The organism is Sphingobacterium sp. UBA5639 (assembly GCF_002421245.1).
Taxonomy (GTDB): Bacteria; Bacteroidota; Bacteroidia; order Sphingobacteriales; family Sphingobacteriaceae; genus Sphingobacterium; species Sphingobacterium multivorum.
This window is the reverse complement of record NZ_DIJR01000031.1, coordinates 144,050-167,296: the sequence shown is the minus strand read 5'-3', so window position 1 is coordinate 167,296 and position 23,247 is coordinate 144,050. Positions and strand designations below refer to the sequence as shown.

Sequence of the window (23,247 nt, the reverse complement as noted above, 5' to 3'; positions counted from 1 at the left end):
GATTATGGAGCACCAAAAGTCCATTACATGTACATTGCTATCCGGTCTGCTGGTTATTCTTATTTTAATCAGTCCTTTATGCTGTCTACCGGATTCAATCAAACCTCCTTTGCTTCCTATGCCCCATGCTGTGAGCTGGAAAACAGGGCGTTATTGTTTGCCGGATCTTGTCCATGTGCATATCAAAGGGGAGGTTGAAAATGCTGATAGGCAGATGTTAAGCCTCTTGTTGAAAGATTGGAATGTAACTCAGGTTATTTTCGACAACTTCAAGAATAAAAATATCACCATTGTTTGTGATCACGAATTGGTTTTACCTTCGGCATCATTGGAGGCTTATCGGATCGACGTAGATGAACAGGGAATACAGATCGAAGCCAGAACGAGTGCCGGTGTTTTTTATGCCTTACAAACTCTGGGTCAACTCAGAGGCAGTGATGGCAAGTTGCCCTATTGCTCCATTACCGATTATCCTTCCTTTCGCTGGCGCGGTTACTTGGTAGACGTCGGACGAAATTTTCAGTCAATGGATGTGCTAAAAGAGCAGATCGATGTCATGGCGCGCTATAAACTGAATATTTTTCACTTTCATTTCACTGAGGATATTGCTTGGCGACTGATCAGCAAAAAATATCCCGGTTTGACCGACTCGACGAATATGGAGCGTTGGAAGGGAAAGTATTATACCGTTGAGGAAATGCAAGAACTAATTCGGTATTGTCGTGATCGGCATATCCAACTTGTACCCGAAATTGATATGCCGGGACATTCAGCAGCATTTCGCCGTTATTTTAAAACTGATATGCAGAGCGATAGCGGCATAGCTATCCTCAAGGAACTGGTTAAGGAATTTGCAAACACTTATCCGGGACTACCTTATCTGCATATTGGGGGGGATGAGGTGAAAATTCATAATCAAGAATTTTTACCGATGATGACAACATGGACGGAGGATTTGGGTCTAAAAACTATTGGTTGGGAACCCGGCGGCAATTTGCAACCAAACACAATCCGGCAGCTTTGGATGGGTGGCCCAAAAGCTATTACCAATGATTCGCCTTTTGAAGTCATTGATTCAAAGCACTTGTACATCAATCACATGGATCCTTTAGAAACGGTGACGACCTTGTTCTATAGGCAGTTGGGCGGACAGTCTGCAGAAAATGAAAAGTTAATGGGTGCTACGCTATGTTCATGGCCCGATCGCGCGGTGAAGAATGAAAACGATCTATTTCGTCAAAATGGAGTTTACCCCGCTTTATTGACATTTGCGGAGCGCAGCTGGCGAGGGGGAGGGGATTTTGCATGGCGTAGTAATATCAAAACGGATGTGAAAGGATTGGCTGATTTTGTCGAATTTGAAAAGCGTTTACTTACACATAAACAACTGTATTTTAATGGTCTTATCTTTCCCTACCACCAACAAAGTAGGCAAAAATGGATATTATACGGGCCTGTGGAAAATAAAGGCGATCTGGGTATGGCCTTAAAAAATGAAGCTGCAGGAGATTTTAACGCTTTGAAAAAGATCGGCGAGTTTTACGGAGGTACCATTGTATTGCGCCATTGGTGGGCTGATGTTGTTAAAGGGGCGATTGACCGTCCACTTGAAAATAGTACCGTGTATGCCCTGAGCAAAGTGTGGAGTGAAAAAGGGGGCAACCAAGGTTTTTGGATCGGTTTTAATGATCTCTCGCGTTCGTATGCCAGTGATTCACCACATTTGGGGACCTGGGACGATCGAATGAGCACACTTTGGGTCAATGGACATAAAGTGCTTCCGCCAGATTGGCAACAGGCGGGTAAAAGGGGAGACTTGGAAGTCCCCTTAATTGATGAGGGATACAGTTACCGAAGTCCTACGATGATTCAATTGCGCAAGGGCTGGAATACCATTGTAGTCAAACTGCCCGTGGGGAAATTACAAGGGAAAGACTGGCAAAATCCACTAAAATGGATGTTTACCTGCCTCCCGATTGAAAGGGAGCAGTAAATCGTATATCACAATGCATGAATGCAGATGAAATTTTAAAGAAAAGTAACAATAAACTTATATCGATATGAAGAAATTAGGAACAATGGTGGTATTTGCAATGTTAGCCAGTATCTGCCATGCACAGGAAGTGAATGTGTTTGTTTCAGGCGAAGAGGGCTATAAAAGCTATCGCATACCTGCCATTGTAAAGGATAAAAATGGGCAGTTAATTGCTTTTGCCGAAGGTCGGGTGGATCATGCCGGCGATTTTGGTAATGTGGATATTGTTTATAAAACCAGTAAGGATAATGGAAAGACCTGGGGGCCATTGCAAGTCGCTGTGGACAACGATAATTTACAGGTCGGAAATCCGGCACCTGTAGTTGATCTATTGGATCCAGCATATCCTCAAGGACGTCTCTTACTTTTTTACAATACGGGGAATAATCATGAGGGAGAAGTGCGCAAAGGGAATGGCCTGCGGGAATGTTGGTCAATTAGTTCATCCGATGGCGGTAAAATATGGTCCAAGCCACAGAATATTACGCTCGAGACACATCGCCCCAATCAACCGTCAGTGAATGTGCAATATACCTTTAAGGACGATTGGCGAACCTATGCGAATACACCTGGGCATGCTTTACAATTTGATTCTGGTAAGTATAAAGGACGCATTTATATTCCTGCTAACCATTCTGAAGGAAATCCGAAAGAAAATGGCAAGGATTATTTTGCGCATTCGTATTACTCGGACGATCATGGAAAGACCTTCAAGATAGGGGCGAGCGTGAAATTTGAAGGATCAAATGAAACCATGGCCGCGCAAATATCGCATACAGGACTGTATATGAATTCCCGTAATCAACAAGGTAACGTAAAATCGAGGATTGTGTCCTATTCCAGTGATGGTGGTGTCAGTTGGGATACAACCTATTATGATAAAAATCTGGCCGATCCAGTCAACCAGGGCTCGGTACTTTCCTGGCAAAAGAAAGGGAAATATGTATTGGCTGTTTGTAATGCTGCATCAACCCACAGAAGGGACAATCTAACCGTTCGTTTAAGTAAAGATCAGGGCAAAACATGGTATTTCAATCAGGTCGTTGCCAAAGCTCCCGAAGGTGTGAAAGGGGATTATGCTGCTTATTCCGATTTAGTACTTTTAAATAAAAATAAACTCGGTGTTCTATTTGAAAAAGAGAATTACAGCAAAATTGTCTTTCAGCCAGTAAATTTTAAATAATCAGGCACATCGTGTTATCGAAATAATACACATTTTCTTTCATTTCTTCCTTTTGGTTAAAACAGGAAGGAAGAAATGAAAGAAAAAAATGAATCTTCGTTTCTAATGCAGCTTGCTCCACAGGCTGTCAAATAACGCTATAAACTTAATTAAAACCAATAATCCAAAACTAAATGAGAAAAACCAAATTTTGGCTGGTGTTGAGCCTAATCGCAACTAGCCTGTCTATTTTTGCCTGCAAAAAAGACTCGACAACAACAAAAACTTCGATTCCGGAAGTCAGTAAGGCGAAGGCCTCGACTAAGCTATTCAATGCTACTGCCGTAGCGACAACAGATTACGAACTGATCTGGTCGGATGAGTTTAATAGTAACGGGGGATTTGATTCCACAAAATGGTCTTATGCAGACAGGGGCACTGTCGCATGGAATAAGTATATGACCTCCTTGCCGGCTTATGCATCCCAAGACGGGAGCAATCTTGTATTGCGTATGGATAATGCTGTTGTAGCCGGAGATCCTGTTGCCTATCATGCGGGTGGAGTTAAGTCGATGGGAAAATTTAGTATGACTTATGGTAAAGTTGAAGTGAGGGCTAAATTTACACAAGGAAGAGGCTCCTGGCCCGCGATTTGGATGATGCCCGAACCGGCTACGGCGTATGGAGGCTGGCCAGCCTGTGGTGAAATTGATATTATGGAGCATGTCAACAACGAAAGTGTGATGTATCATACGATCCATAATAGCTCGGTTACTAATGCAAATGGTGGAAGCACCGCTTCAAAAGCGGCCACTTATAATACGACAGATTACAACTTATATACGATGATCTGGAGTCCAAACGACATTCGATTTTACGTCAACAATGTATTGCAATATACCTACGCAAGGGTTTCTGGTGGCGGAACGCAACAATGGCCATTTGACGTACCTTTTTATCTGATTTTAAATCAGGCCGGTGGAGCTGGATGGCCAGGAGCGATCACAAATGCTGACCTGCCCTTTAGTATGCAGGTTGATTATGTACGTGTGTATAAGCTACCTTTATTTAGCAATGGCGATTTCGAAAGTGGTACCATCTATCCATGGACAACATGGGGTGGCGGATCATCGGTCGTTTCCACCGACGCCCGGACAGGAAGCAGATGCATCCGCGAAACGGGCGGGGAGACATCCATTGAACAATACCTGACCGGTTTAACGCCAAATACGACCTATCGGTTCGGTGGCTACGCCAAAGTGTCTACAGCTGGCCAGTCTGTTAGTATCGGCGTCAAAAACTTTGGTGGAACTGCAGTCAATGCGACTATTGGTACGACCAGCTATTCCAATGCTTCGGTTACTTTTACAACTGGCGCCAATAATACTACGGCTACGGTCTACTTCTATAAACCCTTGAGCGGTACTGTGTATGGTGATGATTTCTATTTAGAAAAACTGTAAGACACGTTAGTTGAAAGAGCAGTGGTTTTAGTTCAGCCACAGCTCTTTTAGCGATATTGCGTGATGACGAGGGCATCGGTCCGCATGGAGGATGTCGATATAACTTCATAACTACCTAATTAAAAATTTCAGATAGTGCCGAATAAGGGCCATGAATCGTTGCGGTAGTTAACGGCAGTATCTCCTTATTTCCTTAAAACGAGTGTATGTCCATTTTGATAGAGTGTCATTTTGTTTTCGTTACGTTCAAAAACGATCTTTACACCAAATTGCGGTTGGACCAGCGTGTTTCTATCCTTCGCTTTTAGCTGAAATGAAGATTGACCAACGACCTGTCCAAATACCTTGTTGCCCTCTCTCGTAATATTTATCTGAATAGGAGGTTGCTCGCTTTTATATTCGCCAATGAGACTTGAAATTTCTTCCTCTGTCAATTGTATTTCCGCAAGATCAGGAAGTGGAAAAGGTTTTTTATAAAGCTCGCCAAGGCTGAACTTTAGAATTCCATTATTATTATAATTGTTGGCATTACTAATGATAGCGATATTATAATTACCATCATCAAAATGGCCCGCTACCGAGGAGTATCCGTCTATACCACCTGTGTGGCCAAAGCCCATATGTTCATAGAATGGCAATTGGAATAAGCCCAGTCCATAGCCCTGATCTATTTTTTTCATCTCTTCCAGGCTTGCAGCATTGATTATTTTATGGCTAAATAAACCATTGAAAAATTTGCCCAGATCTGCCGGAGTTGACCAAACTGCTCCGGCTCCAAGCGGAACAGAATTGTCCGTGTGTGGTTCAAGGGTCCATTCTTGGGTGAATCGATAGGATTCGCTAACATCTCTGCTGTTATTTTGTGGACGGCCAAAGGTTGTCTCTTGCAAGTTTAATGGCTTACAGATGTATTCTTTCAATAAAAAAGCATAGTCTTTTTTCCAAACTTTGTCTAAGATATAGGTAAGTAGGATGTAGTTTGAATTACTATTTGCATGTTTACTGCTGGGAGCAAAGTCGGCTCCGCCTTTGACGATACGTTCAACAAGCTCTTTCTCTGTCTGTGGTTTAGTATTCCATGTCAAATAATCGTTGTCATCCGTGATATTGTGTAATCCGCTGCTATGATTTAACAGTTGGCGAACGGTGATTTTTCCAGCGTCTGGAATATCTTTAAAGAATGCGGAAATTGGTTCGTCTAACTTCAGTTTTCCGAGCTCAACTGTTTTTAGTACAAGTGTTGCTGTGAAAGTTTTGGAGATTGAACCTATTCCATAACGCGTATTTATGTTGGCTTTCTTTTTCTGCGCCAGGTCTGCATATCCAATCGCCTTTTGATAGAGTAATTGATCGCCTTTGCTGATCGCAATACTGCCCATCCAGACATTATTTTTATCCATAACGGCCATCAGGCTGTCCATGCGAACAGGTGTGAATTCCTGGGCTTTGAGAATGGGGCTTGATAGGGTTCCTAAGAGGAACAATAACACTGTGGTTTTTTTCATAATTTATGGGGAATAGATTTTTTGAGTTTCAAAATTAACGTGGAGGAATAGTAAAGTCCACTGATGATAAATAGAAAGGCCGGAATGAAATAATTGCCCAATTGTTCGTAACGTAGGGCTTCTTCGTGCTGTAAAATAAGTTTGCCGAATATGAAAAACTTGTTGGGCGCATAGAAGAATCCGACTCCCTGAGGATCAATAAACTTGGCCACGATGAGAAATACGGCGATGAGCATCAGGGTATAGATGATATAATAAATCATGTTTATGATCCCTTGTGTGAGCATGATAGGTACTCGTAATAAGGATAGGGATTTACGAGGAGATTCTATTGACGGGGCAATGGACGTTGACAAAATCATTTCCTTGATAAAAGTCTCTGGTAACCCGAGTTTATCTAAGATTTCTTGGAGCTGACTAGGCATGGCGTCATGGATTAATTGTGGGGGAAGCTGCTGTTGCAATGCCTCAAATATGTGGCTATTGATTTCACATAAGATATCCTGTCTTTGCTCCAAGGCTAATTTTTTTACAAGAGCAGTCGCTGTTGACATGTAGTCTTGATATAGCTGAGCTGAGGATCTATTTGTAAAGGGTATCTGGTTATAATGCATGCGTCAAAGTGGTTAAATGTTGGTTTAAGCTTGTCCAGTACGTTCTCATCTCTAAGAAAGTACTTTGGCCTTCCTTTGTTATTTTATAATATTTTCTTGGAATCCCAGTTTCCTGAGGCACCCAGTTCGATTCGACCAGGCCTTCGTTTTTTAAACGGATCAATAAGGGGTATAATGTTCCTTCAGCAATATCAATGGCCGTTTTCTTCTTGACCTCCTGGATAAGATCGTAGCCATAGTATTCCTGATCATAGGCAAGAATACCTAATACAACAAAAGAAAGACTTCCTTTTTTTAGCTGTGAAATCCATTTGTCAATAAATTCTTTGTTCATGGAAGTAAATATATAACAAAATACATAGTAATACAATGTATTGTTTTAAATTTTTAATATACCTTTTAATGAAGGAAAGTGTCCTAATTAAAAAAAGAATGGGGAAGTGGATTTGATGTTACTTCGATTGAGTTTTTGCTAAAAAAAAACACTTGAAGTGGGGAACTTCAAGTGTTTAACCTAACCAATTATTAACCTAAATTTATGAAAAGTATACTTTCTCAAGTATAGTAGACTATATTCAATATCTGTGCCATTCTACTTGTTAGTTTTATACTATTTTTCTTTGTGTTATTTTTGTTACGTAATATCACTTGATTTGGTTGATGTTATATCTTATTTGGTAATATTTTTATGTTTTTAAAGATGTTAAGTAGTTTGAAAAAGGATTGAGTTAATTTTTGGTAAAATTTCGCCTATTTTATTGGGCAAACTTTCCGCATGTGTATATAAAAGAGAACAGCCCCTGTCCGAAAATAGGGTAATTGTTATTACACAACGTAACACTTGAAGAGTTCTTTCCACTCATCATCAAGATTGCCTCTGTATATATTTTGTTTGGCGCGGCGATACCAATATTCTGCATTCCATTGATCACCTTCTTTGCGGTGTAAATAAGCATGAACATGTGCTGCGTCGGTTCCCCCCAATTGATCGATGAGGCCGTGCGCGGTTTTCCAATTTCCTTTCAGATCATACCAAAGTGACTTTTGTACCGCTGTCCAATGCTGAAGTGGACTTTCAAGTGATTGAAATTCTTCTATTGTCATATTTTTTTATTCAGTTATTTCTTTGCTCCAAATTTCATAAATATCGTCTCCTTTCGAGCTTTTTCCTCTATGCTGCCATCTGCCATCTACAATTTCACCGTCAAAGGCCAGTTCTTGCCCAACTCGATTATTGTCTCTCGAAAAGAATTGTATTTTTTCAGTATACCGATTGTTATCGTATTGATAGTTGCCCCCGCCAGTACCATAGAAACCTTTTTGTGCAGGATTAATCGCTATCCATTGAAAATAGCCATCAACCAATATTTTGATTGTTTTGCGGTCTGCTTTCGGAATATCCTGCATTTTTTCTCCTTGTTGGCGACCAGTGATGCGCCAAAGTGCGTCCAGGTCCTGCGGGACTTTTTTCTGTTTAATATAGAGATGATAGCTATTGGCTATTTTTAGGCGAAGGGAGTCTGCTTCACTCCGATACGGCAATTGAGTTGTTTTGCCGATGGCAGATGAATCCTGTGAATTATACTCGATGGCGATATTGATCAGATTAGGCTGTTTATCAAGTGGCCCACCCCAGGTATGTTGAAAACGTTTTCTGACAGCATCGTAACTTATAAACGAGATATAATGATCTTTAACGAGCATTAAGTGTTTATTGATGCCATCCTGGTATAGATAGGCTCCGTCGTGAAGTTGCTGTGCCTGGATTTTAGAAAAATAAATTCCAAAAAATAGGAAGAATAGTAAGGTACAATTTTTCATAACGGGTCTAAACTTGTTTCCTCTAAAGATACAAAATAAAACAGCGATACGAATGACGGACATTGGATTTAATCGAATCAAAAAAAAGCTGACCAGTCGCCGCAGCGCCGCCAAAAAATGTTAAGCACTTTTATGAGGGGCAGTCCGGCGAACGGTCAGCTTTTCGATAGGATGTTACAACTATCTATTTGAACTTACTCGCCAATGCAGCGAGCTTGCTGGCCATATCCGTTTGTGGCTCGGCCTGCTTTTTAGGTTCATTTTTTTTGTTTTTGGGTAGCGCAGGCTTTTCATCTGTTTTCATTGACAATGCGATACGACTACGCTTTTCGTCTACTTCTGTTACTGTTACCATGACGTGTTGCTGTACTTTGACGACTTCATGGGGGTCCGATATATAGCGATTCGATAATTGGCTTAGATGTACCAAGCCATCTTGATGTACGCCAATATCAACAAAGGCTCCGAAATTTGTAATATTCGTCACGATTCCTGGCAGCTTCATGCCCACTTTTAAATCCCCAATGGTATTGACGCCATCTGTGAATGAGAATGCTTCGAACTTTTCCCTTGGATCTAATCCGGGTTTCGCTAATTCATTGAGAATATCATTCAATGTCGGTAATCCAACTTCCTCTGAGATATAGTTTTTCAAAGGGATCGATTTTCGCAAGTCAGCGTCAGTCAATAGATCTTCTACTTTTTTGCCAAGGTCTTTGGCCATTTGTTCGACCAATGCATAACGCTCGGGGTGTACCGCCGACGAATCCAGTGGGTTTGCGGCATGGCGGATGCGTAGAAAGCCTGCAGCTTGTTCAAAGACTTTATCGCCAAGGCGAGGAACTTTTTTCAGTTCGCGCCTGGAGGCAAAAGGACCGTTCTCATTCCGGTATTTGATGATCTGTTGTGCCAGGGATGGACCAAGACCGGAAACGTAGGATAAAATTTGTTTGGAGGCCGTATTCAATTCGACACCGACAGCATTTACGCAACTGATGACCGTATCATCCAATGAAGTCTGGAGTTTATTTTGATCTACATCATGCTGATATTGTCCGACACCGATCGATTTTGGATCGATCTTAACCAGTTCAGCCAATGGGTCCATCAACCGTCTACCAATAGATACTGCGCCGCGTACCGTAACATCTTGATCTGGAAATTCTTCACGGGCAGTTTCGGAAGCCGAATAAATAGAGGCTCCACTTTCATTGACCATTACGATGGTAACGTTATTTAATCCGAGTCTCCGTACAAATTCTTCCGTTTCACGACCTGCGGTCCCATTGCCGATTGCGATGGCTTGGATATCATATTTTGATACTAGATACTGAATTGTTTTTTTTGCTTCTGCAAGTCCATTGACTCCTGTATGCGGAAAGATGGCCGTATTTTCTTTAAGCTGTCCCTGTTCGTCCAGAACAACCGTTTTACAGCCTGTACGAAATCCTGGGTCGATCGCGAGCAGCCTTTTCTGCCCTAGTGGAGCGGCTAGAAGTAGTTGACGCACATTGTCGGCAAAAACTTTGATGGCTTCCTCATCGGCTTTTTGACGTGTCAATACACGAATTTCCGTCTCCATAGAAGGTTTTAACAGCCGCTTGTAGCTATCGACCAAGGCGAGTTTTACCTGAGCTGCGGCATCGTTGGAACCCTTAATATAGATGGATTCGATACCTGGTAGAATTTCTTCTTCATTGATATCGATATCTAAATAGAGTAATTCCTCTTTTTCTCCGCGGCGCATGGCCAGCACACGATGTGAAGGTGCATTTTTCAACGGTTCAGACCATTCGTAATAATCTTTATACTTTAGTGCAGCTTCTTCCTTTCCAGGAACTACCCGTGAAACAAATGTGCTTTTTTCGAGGAATATCGCTCTCGCTTTGGCTCTCACTGTCGCATCTTCCGCAATGATCTCTGCGATGATATCGCGGGCACCTGCTAGTGCCTCCTCTGTATTCTTAACGCCTTTTTCTTCATTTATTAAACTGTCGGCAAGGGGGAGGAAATCTCCTATTTCTTGTGCTAAAATGAGATCCACTAAAGGTTGCAGACCTTTTTCACGTGCCACACCGGCGCGAGTTTTACGCTTGGGTTTGTAAGGCAAATAGATATCTTCGAGACTGGCCATGGTTTCGGCACCCAAAAGCTGCTGCTCAAGCTCCGGTGTCAATTTTCCCTGATCGTTGATCGATTTAAGAACAGCTTCTTTACGTTTATCTAAATCACGCAGCTGCTGGAAACGATCTCTGATCGTGGTGATTTGAACTTCGTCCAAACTACCCGTCATTTCCTTACGGTAGCGTGAGATAAACGGAACAGTAGCACCTTCGTCTAATAGTGCTATAGTCGTGCGAACTTGTTTTTCGCTAATAGAAAGCTCATTAGCAATGGTAATTTCGTGTGTTGATAAGCTCATTGTCGGTTTAATCTTAAAAAGTAGAGCTGTTGAATGGTGATTCAACAGCTCTAAGTATATCTAATTATAAACTAAAGTAGTAAAATTAAGCAGGTTTACTGGTATTGTCCTGCTCAGGAACTTTTTTATCTTCTACCTCGTTGTTTTTCGTTTCAGCAAAATGATCGTTATACCCGTACGTGATGTGAGATGGCTCTTCGCCGTAATCGGGTTGTTTATGTGGGTTATGTTCGACGACACCGGCAGGTGTTGTGAATTCATATTTTTTCTTTGGTTGATCTGTTTCTGAACCTTCGACGGCTTCCTGGGGCTTAGCCCCTTCTTCGTGTGCTGCTTGAGCCTGCTCTTCAGCCAAACGAACATCATTAGGAACAACTTCTTCTTTTACTTCTGTTTTAACGTCTATGTCTTTCTCGAAATTATTGATCTGATCTGAAATTTCACGTTTGATACCTTCTGATGCATCTTTGAACTCACGTATTCCTCTTCCTAAACCTCTCGCCAATTCAGGAAGTTTTTTGCCTCCAAAAAGTAACAAGATTGCAAACACAATTAAGATCATCTCTTGTGTTCCGATGTTTAGAAATGCTATTACTGGATTGTACATACTCTTTTTCCTCTTCTTTTGATTACTAACTAGATGCTAAGGTACATTTATATTTCTATAGTTCTTAGACCCAAAAGTAAATTTAAGATAATTTTAAGGTATTTGAAACATAAAAATTACTTAACAAAGTGCGGTTATTTGATGGGTGTAAATTGTTATATTTTTGCTAAATATTTTTTAATACGACGATAGGGCGGAAATATCTTCGTATTTTTGTGGCTATTTTTTGGGGAAATCGATTATGTTGGGAAAATTTAAAACATTTAAACCGTATTACAAAAGTACGATGGTATTGGCGGGGCCAGTGGTGATCTCACAATTGGGACATACGCTGGTGCATACCGCAGATAGTGTGATTGTTGGACATTTTGCAGGAACCATTCCATTGGCGGCAGTTTCGTTGGTACATGCTGTTTTTATGGTTGTTATGGTCATTGGTTTGGGGATAGCGTATGGCATCACGCCATTGATTGCGCAAGAGAATGGCCGTGATAATAAAAAAGAATGTGCTATTTTGTTGTCTAATAGCTTTTGGTTAAATATTATTGCGGGACTCTTGTTATTCGCATTGGTCTATTTTGGTTCAATGTTGGCGATCGATCACCTCAACCAAGATCCGGCTGTGGTGAAGGAGGCAAAGCCTTATTTGCTTATTCTGAGTTTATCGATGCTTCCATTAATGGTATTTAGCACCTTTAAGCAATTTGCTGAAGGCCTGGGGTTTACTAAGCAAGCGATGAATGTAACTATTTGGGGGAATGTACTGAACATTATTTTGGCGATCATCTTTGTCAAAGGGATGTTTGGCATCAGCCCAATGGGGGTCAAGGGAGTCGGATACAGTACATTGATCGACCGTGTGTTAATGATGTCTGTGATGATGACCTATGTCTTGCGATCGCAGAAATTTAAAGGATATATTCAATACTTTAAAGTGACATTGGTCGATCGGGAGCGATTGTTGAAGATCGTACGGATCGGGGCACCCGTGGCTATGCAATATGTCTTTGAAATTGGGGCTTTTGCAGGGGCATCCTTATTAGCGGGTACCATAAGTGCGACAGCGCAAGCTTCTCATCAAGTAGCCATACAGCTGGCCGCGATGACGTATATGATGGCGAGTGGTATTGCTGCTGCTGCAACAATCAAGGTGGGGAATAGTTATGGTAATCGAAATCTTTTTCGTCTCGAACGATTTGCCATCACGTCGTATCAATTGGTGTTGATTTTTATGGTGATTACAGCGTCTTTGTTCGCGCTATTGAATGATTATTTGCCTTATATCTTTACCTCAGATCATGCTGTGGTGATTATTGCTTCTCAGCTGTTGATTATTGCGGGCCTTTTCCAATTGTTTGATGGTACGCAAGTTGTCGGTCTGGGAGTGTTACGTGGGATGGGGGATGTGAATATACCAACCCTAATCACATTTATCGCTTATTGGATTATTGGGCTACCAAGCGGCTACCTCATGGGCGTCGTGTTTAACTGGGGTATCAAGGGGATTTGGTACGGGTTAACGCTGGGCCTGCTAAGCTCTTCGCTTTTACTGTACCTGCGGTTTCAATTGGTGATTAAGAAGAAAAAAATACAGTTCGAACAAAGTATGTTTAAGTAACAAAAAGTATATACTAAATAACAAAAAACGGCTCTGTTAAGAGCCGTTTTTTTATTCTGATTGCTAGATTACTCTATTGCTATCCCAGTTTTCCAGGTAGTCGGCCACACGTTTTAAGAAAGTACCTCCGAGGGCACCATCGATCGCACGGTGATCGTAAGAGAGTGACAGATACATCATATGTCTAATACCAATCATATCGCCATACTCTGTTTCTATGACCGCTGGTTTTTTCGTAATGGTACCGACAGCCAAGATTGCAGCTTGCGGTTGGTTAATGATAGGCGTTCCCATAATATTACCGAAAGCGCCGATATTGGTGAATGTAAATGTACCATCTTGGGTATCGTCAGGCTTCAATTTATTCGCCCGTGACCGTTGTGCGAGGTCGTTGACACTTTTACTCAACCCTACTAAGCTTAATTGATCAGCATTTTTGATGACCGGAACGATGAGATTGCCATTAGGCAATGCTGCAGCCATACCAATATTGATGTTTTTCTTCTTGATGATATTGTAACCGTCGATCGATATATTGACCAATGGAAAATCTTTGAGAGCCTTGCTAATAGCCTCGATAAACAAAGGGGTAAACGTGATGTTTTCTCCTTCGCGTTTTTTATAGGCATCTTTAACTTTATTGCGCCACAAAACTAAATTGGTGACATCTGCCTCAACAAAAGAACATACATGGGGAGAGGTCTGTACGCTTTTGACCATATGGTCTGCTATTAATCTCCGCATACGGTCCATTTCAATGATTTCATCACTGCCATTGGCAACGGTGTGAACATGCGACGGAGCGGCGGAGGTTATTTTTGGAGAATCCGTACCCATGCCCGTGCTAGTATTCGTGTGCTCTGCCGGAATGGCTTTTGTCGATTTTGAGGAGGAATCCCGATGCGATACATACGTTAAAATATCTTCCTTAGTCACTCTTCCCTCTGCTCCGGTACCCTGGATACGGTCAAGTTCATCCTGGGACAATCCTTCGTGGCGTGCTATATTTTTCACTAAAGGTGAATAAAAGCGAAGGGTATTTTCGTATGAAGAAGATGGAATTTCAGCTGTTAAATTGGGCAGCTGGTCTACACCTGGGATGTTCAATGCTATGATCTCTTCGGGAGTTGCCGCTGAAGGAGCGATATTTTCTTGTGCTTGAATCGCAGGTTCTTCATTTTCGCCTTCAATTTCTATAATTGCAACGACTTCACCAACTTGGACAGTCTGGTCTACAGTATAGCAATGCTCTTTTAAAACACCTTTTACAGGGGAAGGTACCTCTGAATCAACTTTGTCAGTTGCAATTTCCAATAAAGTGTCGTCTTCCTCAATCAGGTCACCAGGTTGTTTTAACCATTTTGTGATTGTTGCCTCGGATACACTTTCTCCCATTTTTGGGAGCAAGAGTTTATATAAAGCCATATTTTTTAGCAATCTCGTTATAGAAAAACGAAGTTAAATAAATTGTGGTTTACTTTCAACAATTTAAAATATTATTCCTTAAATAACGTGTTTTTTGAAATATTATTTTACTTTATTGTGTATCCTGTTCTTTTTCTTTTACAAGCAACTTCCATAGAAGTAATAAAGCAATCATACGGGTACGTTCGATGTTGATCAGTCTGTCGTTATCAAATTGAAACTTCTTGGTTAAAATTTCCTTTTTCCCGGCAACAGCCACCCAAATAGTGCCAACTGGTTTCTCAGCTGTTCCACCACCTGGTCCCGCTATTCCAGTTGTCGCAATAGCATAGTCGGAAGAAAATGCCTTTTTTGAACCGGAAGCCATTTCGATAGCAGTCTGCTCACTTACTGCTCCATATTGGATCAGTGTTTCTTCCTCGACGTTCAACAATTGTTGTTTTAACGCGTTGGAGTAGGGGATGGTACCACCAAGGAATATCGTGCTGCTTCCCGCTACAGCGGTTATTGAAGCGGCGAGGCTACCCCCGGTACAACTTTCTGCAGTAGTCAATGTAGCACCTCGGCGGCCAAGCTCTTTAATCAGATAGGGCTCGATGCTTGTGTCATAGTCCGCGATGACATGGTGTTGTAAACGATGGAGTAGCTTTGTTTTAAAAAGGGCAACCTGGAGCATAATGTCAGATTTATTCCTGCTTTTTCCAGAGAGTCTCAATCGGATAAAGGCCAAGGTTGGTAGATAGGCCAATTTTATGCTGGAAGGAAGTTCTGCTTCGATATCCTTTATTTCTTCTGCCAAATATGATTCTCCGATTCCGCCAACCAAAATGGTCTCGTGACAGATAAATAAGTCAGGATCCTGTTTGGCTAATAGGGGCAGCACATGTTTTTCCATCAGAAATTTCATCTCAAAGGGCACGCCAGGCATAAAAATAAACCTCTTTTGGTCCTGATGGACCAGCATGCCGGGCGCGGTGCCATAGTCGTTAAATAGGACCTCACAATTTGCTAAAACATCGGCCTGCTGTAGATTGATGTCGAGCATTGTTAGATTGCGCGATTCAAATATGTTGGTCACATGCCGAAGTACATGCTCATCGCGGATCAAGGTGGTTCCAAAATATGCTGCGGCCGTTTTTTTTGTCACATCATCTTTCGTCGGCCCCAGGCCTCCAGTGATTAAAATAAGATCTGCCCGCGTTGAAGCCTCTTTCAATGTCGTTGAAATAGCCTCTTCTGTATCAGGGATCGATGTCATTTGAACGATATCGACTTCGAATTGGAGCAGTTGTTTGGCAATCCAGCCTGAATTGGTATCAATAATCTGACCGATGAGAATCTCATCGCCTATGGTAATAATCTCTGCTTTCATCTTTAAAATAATTATGCGACACATCCCTACGGTGAAAAATACATATGTGGGTATGTATCGTGTTTGATTTTCTCAATCTTCTGGTGTTAAAATGTCCATGCGCTAGCGCCTAAAAAATGAAAATTCAATCCCAGAAGATTCAGTATATAAACTTACATAAAATTGCGGCTCAACGAAATGTTTAAGATGTATTTGATGGAAGAAGTTTTTTGAAAAGAAACTGAAAATTCTTTTTGGCCAATATGAATATAACATTTCAAAAAAAAAGCAGTTATTTTAAAAATAACTGCCTCCTGAACTGGCTCTTTTTGTGAGCTTAAGATCTTGTAAGATCGATGCCTTGGCACGAATGGTGACGTTGTAGCTTCGGAACCGCCCAAAAGGCATCCAGCCAAATGACATATCCCAACAATGCAGATCGCGATAGATATTGAAAGAGGTCATGACCACTTCCTTCTGTTTGAAATCGTACCCCGATTGAAAGGTGACTTTCCATTTTGGCGTAACACTGAAGTCGCCATGTAAATTCAATGTGCTTGTGATCTGGCTCTGCATTCTTCGTGTACTGGAGTTGAACGATTTTGCCATATTGAAACTGAACGATGCCGCAAGGTTCCATGGGATGTTAAAGTCCACAAATGCGTTTGGATCTGAGCTGATTCGAGCTAAGGCTTGTGCCTGTTCGGGAGTCATACCCGCTCCTGTCATTTCTTTTCTTAAAGAATCAATATTGTTATTACGTGATTTCGCAGCCTTAGGATTCAGACTATAGTCAAAGGAAAGACCAAAGTTTGTCAGGCGCGCAAGGCTACCGTCTTTAATGGCGTAGCGATTGACACGGACACCATTTTCGTTGACCGAATAAGGATCAAATGTACCGTTGAAGTTTACATTCATCTTTTGGTCGAAAAAAGCTGTACGGCCAGAGAAAGTAATTGGGGACAACTTTAGCGAGTCGGCCACAAAGTTGTAATTTCCACTGAACGTCAGACCTTGAAGAATAGGGATTTTCTTCATACCGCCATCCGTGGTGTCAGATTTACTTTTGACCTTTGCTTCGATATTATTGTCAATGGAGAAACCTATCCCCGCAGATTTTCCTGCGGAAGGGGAACCGTAGACACCCTGGCTAAAGATTGAGTATACATTTCTGTTTCCATATTGATCGTTATAATGCTGATAGAAACCATATTTTGGATCCGAAAAGTCGGGTCTATAGTTCAGGTTGATTGACGGTGTAACAACGTGTCTGATCTGCTTAAGGTTACCTATTTTAGGGAAATAATTACCATAAACCTTGGTCGAAAGTCCGGTCGATACCGAGTAATCGTATGCACGATTGAATCCCTGAACGGTATCGATACGTTGTTTATAACCTGCAGCGGTATTGTCGATGCTTTGTCGCGTACTTTGTAAATACCAACGTTCGGTATAGTTTACACTGGTATTGAACTGGAAATATTTAAAAGCATTGAGTGATAGACTGATTGGAATATTGTGTTGGAAACCATTTTGGAATTTTTTGAAACCTCCTGGTTTAAACAACAATGTATCAATGGTACTGACCGAGTTTTGCGCCTGGAAACTATAACCGACATTGATGCGTTGATACCATTTTTGTTCACCGACACGGTCTTTGCTGTCAAATGGATTAAAAGAGGATACGTTTAAGCTGATGTTGGGTAAACTCATCTGTATACTGCGTGTAGCCATGTCCTGGTTATGCGTTAAGCTGGCCGTGAGGTTTACCTTACCATCGGCAAATACTTTTCCATAACTGATGGACGATCCCATACGGTTACGGGCAAGATTTTCATAGGTATTTTGTGTACTTCCGGTTCCGGTATTTTGAAAGAAAGAACTTGTACCAAAGTTAACACTTGCAGAGAAAGATGTTCCTGGATTGGCTTCCTGCCGTTGGGTATGGTTCCATGTGACGTTAAAATCCTTATTAGAGCCGTAATTGGATGTTCCTTCAATACCTGTTTTGGTATTGGCGTAACGGATATTAAAACCACCGTTAAATTTGTAGTTGACGGTATAGCGCGTATTGATGGAAGCTTCCCACGAACCTTTAGAATACAAGGAACCTCTAATCTCACTGTCCCAGTAATCGTTGAAGGCCAAATACCAACCGATATCCCGCATGGAGAATCCTCTGGTATAATCTTCTCCAAAAGAAGGGAAGAGAAACCCGGATGCTCTTTTATCTGGTTTTGGGAAAAATGCAAATGGAAATGCCACGGGCATCGGTACACCCATCACGACAAGGTAGGCCGGACCAGAAATAATCTGATTTTTAGTGACAATTCCTTTGGTGATATGAATTCCAAAATGGGTATGTGGATAAGGTAGATTACAGGTACTATATAATCCCTTGTAAATAGACATTTCGTCGTAGATATTCTTTCGAACAACATTGGCCTGGATAAATCCACCATCAACTTCGGTCATAATACCGTAGGTATTTCCCTCTTGCTTTTCGTAATCGTAGTAGAGTGAATCTACTGTTTTCGGTGATTCACCATTACCCATGATGACAATAGGACGCCCTACATATTTACCACTTTTGTCGTAGATCCCAGAAGCAAAAATCTTTTTCTTGTTTCGATCAAGACGGATATAATCGGCAGAAAGTTCAAAATCTTGGTACTTTACTTTTGCTCCGCGATAAAGGTGACTGATATTCTTGGCAACTTCAGATTTCTGCGAGTCAACCGCAATAATGCTCACTTCGGCCTGCAAGCCACTTCCTTTTTTCTTGGTTGTATCGTTTACAGATTTGGTCGTATCTGCAGTTTTCGATTTACTCGTATCTTGCGATTTATTGGTCGCCGAAATAGGATCTTTACCTTGAAGTCCGTTCTGTTTTAATGGAATATTACTTTGAGCAAAGCTAGCATTGCTCATTGCAAGAATGATAAATAGTGTTAAAATGTTGATTAACGACTTCAAAATTAAAGACAAATGTTATTTTTGTGAAATAATGTTAAACTTCGAGAGACAAAATTAGTCAAAAAAGCAATAGAAAATATGTTAAATATCGTTATCTATTAAAGAAATAATATTGACGCATTTTGATTCGTTTATAGTAGAGCAAATAATTATTCAATGAAATCAGATTTAAGAATTAGAAAATGGTGTAGTGTTGTGTTCGCTACTTTGGGATTTTTTTTATTGAATTCTTTCACATTAAACAATGGGCAAGCAGTGCCTCCAGACTACCAAATAAAAACGATTGTAATTGATGCGGGCCATGGCGGTAAAGATACCGGAGCACAAGGGCGGCGATCGTTGGAGAAAAATGTAGCCCTTGAAGTTGCGTTAAAATTGGGAAAGCAGATTCAGAAAGATATTCCGGGTATCAAGATCATCTACACGAGAACGACGGATGAATTTGTTGAGCTTTACAAACGTATTCGCTTGGCGAATGCCAATAAAGCAGATTTATTTATTTCAATACACTGTAATTCCAGTGGTGCTAGCGCACATGGTACCGAAACATTGGTCTCTGGCTCGCATCGTTTGGGACAGCAAGATGCTGCAGTTCGTGAAAATGCGTCCTTGTTACTGGAATCAAACTATAAAGAAAATTATCAAGGATTCGATCCAAAAGACCCTGAAAGTGCTATCATCTTCTCCTTGATGAAAAACCGATTCCGTGAAAAAAGTATTCGTCTGGCGCAGATGATTGAAGGTGAGTATGTGAAGGCAGGGCGATATAGTAGAGGATTCTGGGAGAAAGGCTTAGCTGTATTGGCTGAAGCAGGTATGCCCGCTGTGCTTACAGAAATTGGCTTTATTAGTAATAGAGAAGAAGAGAGCTACCTATTGTCTGATGAAGGGCAGCAGGAAATTGTCAATAATTTAGTTTCGGCTCTGAAAATTTATAAAAATTCTGTAGAACGCTAAACAGATTTGCTTTTATGCTGTTTTAAACTTAAATTAATGATCATTACTAAATAGATTATTTGTGAAAATTTCAAACGAGACAAAAGTCGGCATATTAGCAACAGTTGCGATAGTTTTATTATTTATTGGCTATAGCTTTCTAAAAGGAAATGATGTTTTTAGCAGCGACAACACATATTACACAACTTATGAAGCTGTCGATGGCTTAACTCCATCAAAACCTGTTTTAGTAAATGGTTATCAAATCGGTCGTGTATCAAAAATGATTCTCCTACCTGATGGAAAAATTAAGACAGAGTTCAAAATACACTCCCATTATGACGTTCCAAAGAATACAATTGCGCGGATTTCAAGCACAGATTTGTTGGGAAGTAAGGCCATTGTTTTCGAAATGGGCAACAGTAAGGAATTGGCAAAGGATGGAGACTTTTTAGCTTCAGGTGTCCAACCGAATATTATGGATAAGGTTGAACCCATTCAAAAACGGATTGAAACAATTACCATTAAACTGGATTCAACATTATCGGTTGTCAATAATGTCTTAGACAAACAGTTTCAGGATGACTTTAAAAGAAGTATTCATAGCATTTCCACTTCTTTGAAAAATGTAGAAGGCATCACCAAAGATGTCGAAGGTCTAGTGGGGGATGAAAAGGGGAGACTCAATCGAATCATGGCCAATCTCGAATCAATTACATCCAATTTTTCACAAAATGGCGAGAAAATCAATGCGATCATGTCTAATCTGAATAATATTACCGATAAGGCCGCCCGATTGGATTTTGAACATACCATGAACAAAGTAAATGCCGCAGTCAATGATTTTCAGGAGATCACGGGAAAAATCAATAGTGGTAAAGGATCTATTGGTTTATTGTTAAATGACGAAGCGTTATATAATAATCTCAATAATGCTTCAAAGGAAATGGATAATTTGATGAAGGATGTGAAAGAGAAACCCGGGAAATATATCAAACTTTCCATCTTTGGAAAAAAAGGCGAGAAATAGATTTAGCAATCAGATCAAATGGGATACATAAAAAAGCCTGCATATTGCAGGCTTTTTGTTTTTATATGTCCACTCCCTGAGTAACGCTTTTTGGAATTTAAACAGGTGAAGGCCGACTTTGTCAGTTGCGAAAATACCTGATTTTACAAGCGGATTTTGCACATCTCGTTATAAAGTTTCCTTAAGCCAGGTAAAGAATTCTCTTTGCCAAATTTGTGCGTTTTGTCCTGACAGTACCCAGTGATTTTCATCAGGTAGGTAGACCAGGCGGCTCTTAATTTTTTTGAGCTGAGCCAATTGGAATGCCGCTAACCCTTGTCCGATTGGAACACGATAATCTTTTCCGCCTTGAAAGATTAAAATTGGTGTGTGCCAATTATTTGCTTTTTCAATGGGGTTGAATGCGGTATAGGATTTCTCATTTTTGCTATCCCAGTACGCCCCACCCAGTTCGTGATTGGCAAAAAAGAGTTCTTCTGTGGTACCGTACCAGCTTCTCATGTCGAATAAACCATTGTGCGCAATGAAAGTTTTGAAACGGTTTTGATGCACGCCAGCTAGCTGATAAACCGAGTACCCACCATAACTAGCTCCAATCGCCGCACGACGAGTTGTATCTACATAGGATTCTTTGGAGATATCGTCTATCGCTGTCAAGTAATCCCGGATTGGCTGACCGCCCCAGTCCTGAGAAATGGCTTCATTCCATTTTACACCCCAGCCAGGCATACCCCTGCGGTTTGGAGCGATGACAATATAGCCTTGTGATGCGATCAATTGTAAATTCCAACGGAAGGAGTAAAATTGCGTCAGGGCAGATTGAGGGCCGCCTTCACAGTAAAGTATGGTTGGATATTTTTTTGCAGGGTCAAAGTTTGGCGGATAGATTACCCATGAAAACAGATCGGCTCCATCGGATGCCTTTGCGATACGTTTTTCAATTTTGTTTTCGCTAATGCTTGCATATTTTGCATCGTTGACTTTAGTGACCGGAGTTAAAGATTTGGTTTTTAGATCAAAGCTGAAGATTTCGGTTGCACGGGTAAACTTTGTAGAGCTAACGATTAATTTGTCAGCTACTTGGCCTACAATACCGGTGATGTCAAAGTCACCTTCTGAAATTTGATGTATTTTTGGTAAACTTTTAGCTTTGATATTGGTCGGTACTTCAAGTTCAAATAATTGAACTGTGCCTTTCGTTGCAGCTGTAAAATAGATTTTCCGGTTGTCGTTGCTCCAGATAAAACTATTGACGGTACCATCCCAATGTGCTGTTAGGTTAAGTCGAATCGAGCTATTCTTATCAAATAGCATGATGTCATTTTTGTCCGATTCATAACCATCGGTCTTCATGCTGAGCCACGTTAGGCTTTTCCCATCGGGAGAATAGGTTGGGGCTGTATCATACCCATTCATTCCTTCTGTCAGGTTAGACGTCGTTCCGCTAGCGAGATCATAGCGATAAATATCGGTGTTGGTACTGACAGCATAATCTGTTCCGAATTTCTTTTTACAGACATAGAGCACTGCCTTGCTATCGGGAGACCAGGCAAAATCTTCTGCGCCACCAAATGGTGCCTGAGGGCTGTAGAAAGCTTGATCCTTTAATAGGTCTACCGGCTCGCCAACTTTACCATCAATATAACTCGCCACAAAAGGATGACTGAATTTGCCATCATTGAAGGTATCCCAATGTCTGTAGTCTAAGTTGTCATAGATATAAACGTCCGACTTTGGTAGTTCGGGATATTTATCTGTGCTGTGGTATTTTTTTACGAGCACGGACTGGCTGAAGAGTATTTGTTTTCCATCAGGAGAAAACTTGACATTTTCTAAAGCAATATCGCCATTCGTCAATTGAACTGCTTCAGCCTTAGATAGGTTCTTCTTCCATAACTGCCCCTTTAACAAATAAATGACGTCGCCATTTGGTTCGATCTGAACGACTGTTTCACCACCTTTTTGGTCGGTGAACTGACTGCTAGTCCCGTTTGTGAGTGAAACTGTATAGAGATTTTTTTCACTTGAATTGCTCTCCAGATTATAATTGGAAACACCGTATACCAATGTTTTGCCGTCTGCAGAAAGTCCTTCGGCCGAAACACGACCAAGGTCCCAAAGTGTAGTTGGGTTGATCGGTTGTGGCGATTCCGACACTAATTTGGAGTTATTTTTTCCGTCTTTGCTTTCTTGCGCATTGCTTAGGTTACACGCCATAATCGCTAATGTAAGTATTGTAAGTTTTTTCATCTGTTTAAACATATCTATGCCGCTGAAAAATT

General features: G+C 41.1%; 17 protein-coding genes. 6 read left to right on the top strand and 11 right to left on the bottom strand.

Translation table 11 applies throughout. From position 1 onward, the window contains the following. Positions 1–4: 4 nt before the first annotated feature. The 3 genes from B4Z90_RS20280 to B4Z90_RS20270 all read left to right on the top strand — a co-directional run bounded on the left by B4Z90_RS20280 (position 5) and on the right by B4Z90_RS20270 (position 4,660). On the top strand, positions 5–1,993 hold the full coding sequence (locus B4Z90_RS20280) for a family 20 glycosylhydrolase (RefSeq protein ID WP_286803166.1): 1,989 nt from the start codon (positions 5–7) through the stop codon (positions 1,991–1,993). A 67-nt stretch (positions 1,994–2,060) separates the two neighbouring features. Then, positions 2,061–3,218: a sialidase family protein gene (locus tag B4Z90_RS20275; protein ID WP_286803164.1), complete on the top strand. Its 1,158-nt coding sequence runs from the start codon at positions 2,061–2,063 to the stop codon at positions 3,216–3,218. 173 nt (positions 3,219–3,391) lie between these two features. Continuing rightward, positions 3,392–4,660, top strand: a complete 1,269-nt coding sequence (locus tag B4Z90_RS20270; protein ID WP_070564865.1) for a family 16 glycosylhydrolase — start codon at positions 3,392–3,394, stop codon at positions 4,658–4,660. A gap of 185 nt (positions 4,661–4,845) precedes the next feature. Here B4Z90_RS20270 and B4Z90_RS20265 read toward each other — a convergent pair whose 3' ends face one another. The 7 genes from B4Z90_RS20265 to B4Z90_RS20235 form a co-directional block, all read right to left on the bottom strand. Continuing rightward, positions 4,846–6,165 (bottom strand): serine hydrolase domain-containing protein, encoded by a 1,320-nt coding sequence (locus B4Z90_RS20265; RefSeq protein ID WP_286803162.1) that lies wholly within the window; start codon positions 6,163–6,165, stop codon positions 4,846–4,848. Next, a complete protein-coding gene (locus tag B4Z90_RS20260; RefSeq protein WP_147282057.1) occupies positions 6,162–6,719 on the bottom strand; it encodes a hypothetical protein in 558 nt (185 codons plus the stop codon). Before B4Z90_RS20260 ends, B4Z90_RS20265 begins: the two co-directional genes overlap by 4 nt. A gap of 49 nt (positions 6,720–6,768) precedes the next feature. Continuing rightward, entirely contained in the window at positions 6,769–7,113 is a 345-nt protein-coding gene (locus B4Z90_RS20255) for a PadR family transcriptional regulator (protein WP_070564875.1), read from the bottom strand. Between the two features lie 491 nt (positions 7,114–7,604). Beyond that, entirely contained in the window at positions 7,605–7,883 is a 279-nt protein-coding gene (locus B4Z90_RS20250) for a hypothetical protein (RefSeq protein ID WP_286803160.1), read from the bottom strand. A 6-nt stretch (positions 7,884–7,889) separates the two neighbouring features. Then, a complete protein-coding gene (locus B4Z90_RS20245; RefSeq protein ID WP_286803158.1) occupies positions 7,890–8,600 on the bottom strand; it encodes a hypothetical protein in 711 nt (236 codons plus the stop codon). Positions 8,601–8,784: 184 nt separating this feature from the next. Beyond that, on the bottom strand, positions 8,785–11,022 hold the full coding sequence (locus B4Z90_RS20240; protein WP_286803156.1) for a Tex family protein: 2,238 nt from the start codon (positions 11,020–11,022) through the stop codon (positions 8,785–8,787). 85 nt (positions 11,023–11,107) lie between these two features. After that, a complete protein-coding gene (locus B4Z90_RS20235; protein ID WP_070564886.1) occupies positions 11,108–11,629 on the bottom strand; it encodes a Sec-independent protein translocase subunit TatA/TatB in 522 nt (173 codons plus the stop codon). Between the two features lie 241 nt (positions 11,630–11,870). Between B4Z90_RS20235 and B4Z90_RS20230 the strand changes: the two genes are divergently transcribed. After that, positions 11,871–13,247: an MATE family efflux transporter gene (locus B4Z90_RS20230; protein WP_070564888.1), complete on the top strand. Its 1,377-nt coding sequence runs from the start codon at positions 11,871–11,873 to the stop codon at positions 13,245–13,247. Between the two features lie 63 nt (positions 13,248–13,310). Here B4Z90_RS20230 and B4Z90_RS20225 read toward each other — a convergent pair whose 3' ends face one another. The 3 genes from B4Z90_RS20225 to B4Z90_RS20215 form a co-directional block, all read right to left on the bottom strand. Continuing rightward, entirely contained in the window at positions 13,311–14,672 is a 1,362-nt protein-coding gene (locus B4Z90_RS20225) for a dihydrolipoamide acetyltransferase family protein (protein WP_070564890.1), read from the bottom strand. 112 nt (positions 14,673–14,784) lie between these two features. Beyond that, positions 14,785–16,044, bottom strand: a complete 1,260-nt coding sequence (locus B4Z90_RS20220) for a competence/damage-inducible protein A (RefSeq protein WP_286803154.1) — start codon at positions 16,042–16,044, stop codon at positions 14,785–14,787. 276 nt (positions 16,045–16,320) lie between these two features. Then, positions 16,321–18,954 (bottom strand): putative LPS assembly protein LptD, encoded by a 2,634-nt coding sequence (locus B4Z90_RS20215; protein WP_286803152.1) that lies wholly within the window; start codon positions 18,952–18,954, stop codon positions 16,321–16,323. A 201-nt stretch (positions 18,955–19,155) separates the two neighbouring features. Between B4Z90_RS20215 and B4Z90_RS20210 the strand changes: the two genes are divergently transcribed. Next, on the top strand, positions 19,156–19,956 hold the full coding sequence (locus B4Z90_RS20210) for an N-acetylmuramoyl-L-alanine amidase family protein (RefSeq protein ID WP_046673952.1): 801 nt from the start codon (positions 19,156–19,158) through the stop codon (positions 19,954–19,956). A 61-nt stretch (positions 19,957–20,017) separates the two neighbouring features. Further along, a complete protein-coding gene (locus B4Z90_RS20205; protein ID WP_046673953.1) occupies positions 20,018–20,965 on the top strand; it encodes an MlaD family protein in 948 nt (315 codons plus the stop codon). A 168-nt stretch (positions 20,966–21,133) separates the two neighbouring features. On the opposite strand, the gene B4Z90_RS20200 is transcribed toward B4Z90_RS20205, so the two are convergent. Next, complete coding sequence (locus B4Z90_RS20200; RefSeq protein ID WP_286803150.1) at positions 21,134–23,215, bottom strand: S9 family peptidase; 2,082 nt, start codon at positions 23,213–23,215, stop codon at positions 21,134–21,136. Between the last annotated feature and the right edge of the window lie 32 nt (positions 23,216–23,247).